At 61.7% G+C, this 3944-nt stretch carries 3 protein-coding genes; all 3 read right to left on the bottom strand.

Annotated elements, in window-relative coordinates; all coding sequences use genetic code 11:
- Window positions 1-146: 146 nt before the first annotated feature.
- The 3 genes from BM357_RS18475 to BM357_RS18465 are packed head-to-tail and all read right to left on the bottom strand — an operon-like array spanning window position 147 to window position 3732.
- Window positions 147-395 carry a hypothetical protein gene (locus tag BM357_RS18475; protein ID WP_029423515.1) on the bottom strand — a complete coding sequence of 83 codons (249 nt, stop codon included), beginning with the start codon at window positions 393-395 and terminating at the stop codon, window positions 147-149.
- A gap of 27 nt (window positions 396-422) precedes the next feature.
- Entirely contained in the window at window positions 423-1049 is a 627-nt protein-coding gene (locus tag BM357_RS18470) for a metal-dependent hydrolase (protein WP_245784099.1), read from the bottom strand.
- A gap of 43 nt (window positions 1050-1092) precedes the next feature.
- Complete coding sequence (locus BM357_RS18465; protein WP_074956847.1) at window positions 1093-3732, bottom strand: ICP22 family protein; 2640 nt, start codon at window positions 3730-3732, stop codon at window positions 1093-1095.
- Between the last annotated feature and the right edge of the window lie 212 nt (window positions 3733-3944).

Here is a 3944-nt window from a genome sequence, read left to right as displayed (position 1 = left end):
GGTCGTCTGCAAACAGCCTGAAACCCAGGCTGTGACGATTGAGATTGGTGATCACCGTCTTCTGTTTGAACAGCTTCTGATAGCTGCGCGGCACCGCACCCCTCCCCCTCTCCACAAAAAGGCCGCCCGTACAGAGCGGCCCGTCCTCACGCGTGCGGCAGTTTTCCAATCAGCCAGTTCAACACCCCGAAGAACACCGTGGGGTCAATGAGGAAAACGAGGGCGATCATCCCGAATAGCACCTGGACAATGATGTTGTGGTGCTCGCCTTTGAAATACTTCCTGACGATCAAAACCGTCATCCAGACCAGAATTCCCACGGCGAGCAGATCAAAGATTGGTTGAACCAGGTGCCACGCGGGATTGCTCGTGATGTCATTCGCGTTGGCCCCCATATCGATCACCCTTTCCAAGACTCAAATTCAGGCGGTCAAGTGCAGCCACCGGCAGGCGTCCGCCAACCAGGGCAATGAGACCGCCTCAATCAATCGCGACACGTATGGCAACACAAACCTCCCCGTTTCCCTAACCGACCCCGGCAGGTGCAAAAACCCGTAGCTCGCCCCTAACGCAACGGCGTACACCTGAATCACCAGCCGAATAATCACCTCTCCGGGGCTCTCCACCCCAATGGCCAGCCACGGTATGGGAGGTCGCACCCATATGAGAAGCGGGTAGAACAGTTGAACGCCCATGGGGTTGAGTAGGTCGATAAGCCAGTGGCTCGTCCACCCCACCACAATGCCCGTCGCCAGCCATGTCGGTACGTGAAAGCCCATGTCAAACAACACCAAGTACAAAACCACCGTGACCGCCAATGAGTGGGTCAACGTTCGGTGGCGGATGAACATGGACACGACCGATCCGAACGGAATGTGTCGTGAAACCCAGGACTCGGGATGGTCGATGTCGGGGAACGGCGCCACGGTGAAGGCCACCGCAACCGCGGCGGCGGCTTGCCAGGTAATCGGGGCATGCTCGGCGACGAGGATGGTTTCCATGAGGGCGGCGCCGAAGGCCGCGTGCGTGGTGTGGATCAAATACGACACCCCTCCTTCCGCATGAAGGAGGGGTGCATGACAAATCACGACATCACGCCCTCGGCCTTGGCCCTCTCGGTTCTCTCGGCCCGCGCGTCTCTCTCGGCTCTCTCAGCCGAGGCCCGCGTGGATCTGGCGGCAGTGTAGATGTCTGCTGCGTCGGCAGAGAACGAGGCGTCGACTGTCTGCGGATTTTCTCGTCACCATTCCTACTGTTTGACGGTTGAGCGTTGTCTGGTTGGCTTTGGTCACGCCCCGTTTGCATCGTGGCTGCGTTCTCGGTCCCGGTAACACCGGGCACTCCAAACCCATCCCCGAGTCTCGGCGTCTCAGCCTCGGAGCCGCGCCGCTCATGATCACGCCGTTCCGTCTCCTCGCGGCCGGAACGCGGCGGGGATTGCAACCCGCTGTTGTGTTGCTGTGCGCTGCCAACACTGTGGCTTGCGGACTCGCCTCCGCTTGCCTGCAGCGCTTCGCCGCATTCCTGCGGACCAGATGAAGTCGTTTCACCACGAACCGGCTCAGCCGGCTCCACGCCTCTTGTCGTATCCGAGCCCGGCTGTGGCGTCGAAAAGCCTTCGGCCAGACGGTGGTCCTCCAGTTCAGTGTCCGGCCGCTCCGACACCGGAACAGCACGGCGCATCGCCCGCTCTGACTGCAGTGGACGCTGCCCGGCCGGTTCCTCCGGCGTCCGGGATTCCGCACGTCGCACAGTTGCAGGTTCGGCAGGCTGATCCACCACCGTGCTCGGTTGAGGACCCTCAGGCCGCTCCTGTCCGCCGTCAACGTCCACGCTTGCCGCAGGTGCTCCGTCAAATGCCTCGGACAGCGAGCGACTGTCGTCTTCGTTTTCTTCCAGCATCTGGCGCACCCGGCGCAGCGTTCGATTCGCCAACTCTGACCGCAAAGCCTGACCTTGCTCGGCCGCGGCATCCACCTCGCCGGTTGCTTGGGTCTCAGAAGGCGGTGGATCTCCAGGCAAGTCGCTCAACCCGGCAGGCGATGACGCCGAGTCGTAAAACGACCGTCCGACTCTCACGGCGAGCTTCCCGCCGTGAGCCAACGCGTCCAACGTCCTCCCGTGTGCCGCACGCTCCAGCGCAACCAGGCTGTCTGCACGGTTTTGCGCCCGCTCCTGCCACGTCGACGCACGGCTCGGGTTACGCGCCTTGTCGACCACCGTCGCGAACGCCGCAGCGAGTTTCTGCCGCACCGGACCTGTCCCCGTGCCTGACGTCGCTCCAGCGCCGGTTGTCCTAGCTGCGGTGGCGGAAGCCCCAATACCGGACATGCCGACACCCTCTGCCGTCGCCCCGCGTTCCGCGCCAAACCTGCCCGAAAGGGTTCCGCGCCGGGGCCTGCTCGCCCCTCCCGCCGTGCGTTCCTCTCGCGTGTCGCCGCCTTGTGCCTCGGGCCGGGTTTCGTTCTCGTTGTTTCGTTCGATCCCTTGCACCGCCTCGACGTGTGGCCGGATGTAAGCGTGAAACACCTTCTCACGGAACAACAGTGCCGCCAAAAACACCAGGGCGTTCGTCAAAGCGGCCAGCACCAACGACGACTCATCCCCGGTGACCGCCACCGCGCCGACCACGATCTGCGCCAACGCAAACGTCGCCGCCATGTACACCACATTGGCAAGGCGCAGCAGAAGATACCCGGCCGCCTCCCGCAGCCAGCGTAGCGTCATCACCCATCCGACCTCCGGCACGAACGCCACTGGTACCGTCACAATGCCGAGAAAAACCAAGAGCAGGAACATGAGCGCCAGCGCAAAGAGCAGAAATGCCATCATCCCGAGAAACGCAAGGCAGGGTATGGCAAGCAACAGCAAGACGAGCAGGAAGATGATGTTGTCATACGGGTTCGCGTTCTGCACGTCCTGGCTCGTCCAACCGGAATGGGCAAACGGCTGCGGAACACTGGTCATGGCCCCGAGCAAACTTTGTCTCGCCTTGTCGGTCTTGTTGGTCATGAACAACTTCACCCAGTTGTCGCCCACGCCGATGGTCTGTTGTTGGCCCTGATCGTTGGTGTATGTCTGGCCCACCGCCGCAGCCGATACGTTGAAATCGCTCAGGTTCTGCGACGCGTGCCCGAACTGCGCCGCTTCCCAGGGCTCCAGCACGTACACGTTCCACAGGGCGTCGTACAGCGTGCCCGCTTTCAAACCCGCCGTCGATTCCACCGCCGTGCCCAGTTGCGTTGTCACCGCCTGTGCAAGGTTGTTCACCGTCTTGAACACCGGAGCGAAATCGAAGAAGAAAACGTAGATGAGCGCACCGGACAGGGCCGTACTGACCACGGCGGTGAGAATCTTCGTATGCTGGGCGCGCAAAAACTGCCACACGACATAGAGCGCCGTCGCCAGCACAAGAAATGGCAGCAGACGCAGAAAGATGTTCTCGTATCCCAGATGAAAAATGGCGCCAATCCTGTCCGCCACGGGGCCAACCACCCAGGCAGGGTCACTGAACTGGGCGGCGAGCAAAATGGCCAGGTGCATGACCCAGGCCACGGCCTGCATGACAAGGTTGGCCAGGAAGTTCGCCAGCTCCTTCATGGCCCCGCCGCCGAACAGGGTATTCCACCAGCCCTGCGCGGGAAGCGTGAACGTGTAGACGTTGGGTGCCGGGTTCTGCCAGCCGGGGAATGGCGAATTAGGAGCAGTGAACAGCGCAGTGGTCGTGTCCATCCATTATGCCCTCCTCCCGACAACAGGCGTCGTGAAGGGCAGATTTGGTTATGCCATCACGCAGTGAATCGCCCCGCTCACAAGAGGCCGAAGCTGTATCCTTGCGCACGGCAGTACGTAAGCGTCAAATAGTCCGCACCTAGCGCCAAGCCTTGGTCTGCGAGATGATTCCCCCAGAACCCAATCATGGAGGGATCATCGTGACGAAAGCG

Source organism: Paenalicyclobacillus macrosporangiidus (genome assembly GCF_900116805.1).
GTDB classification, from domain to species: domain Bacteria; phylum Bacillota; class Bacilli; order Alicyclobacillales; family Alicyclobacillaceae; genus Alicyclobacillus_H; species Alicyclobacillus_H macrosporangiidus.
This window is presented reverse-complemented; position numbering and strand designations above follow the sequence as displayed.

Coding starts and splice junctions, on each gene's coding strand:
- BM357_RS18475 (WP_029423515.1), bottom strand. CDS start 395: ATGGGGGCCAACGCGAATGACATCACGAGCAATCCCGCGTGGCACCTG.
- BM357_RS18465 (WP_074956847.1), bottom strand. CDS start 3,732: ATGGACACGACCACTGCGCTGTTCACTGCTCCTAATTCGCCATTCCCC.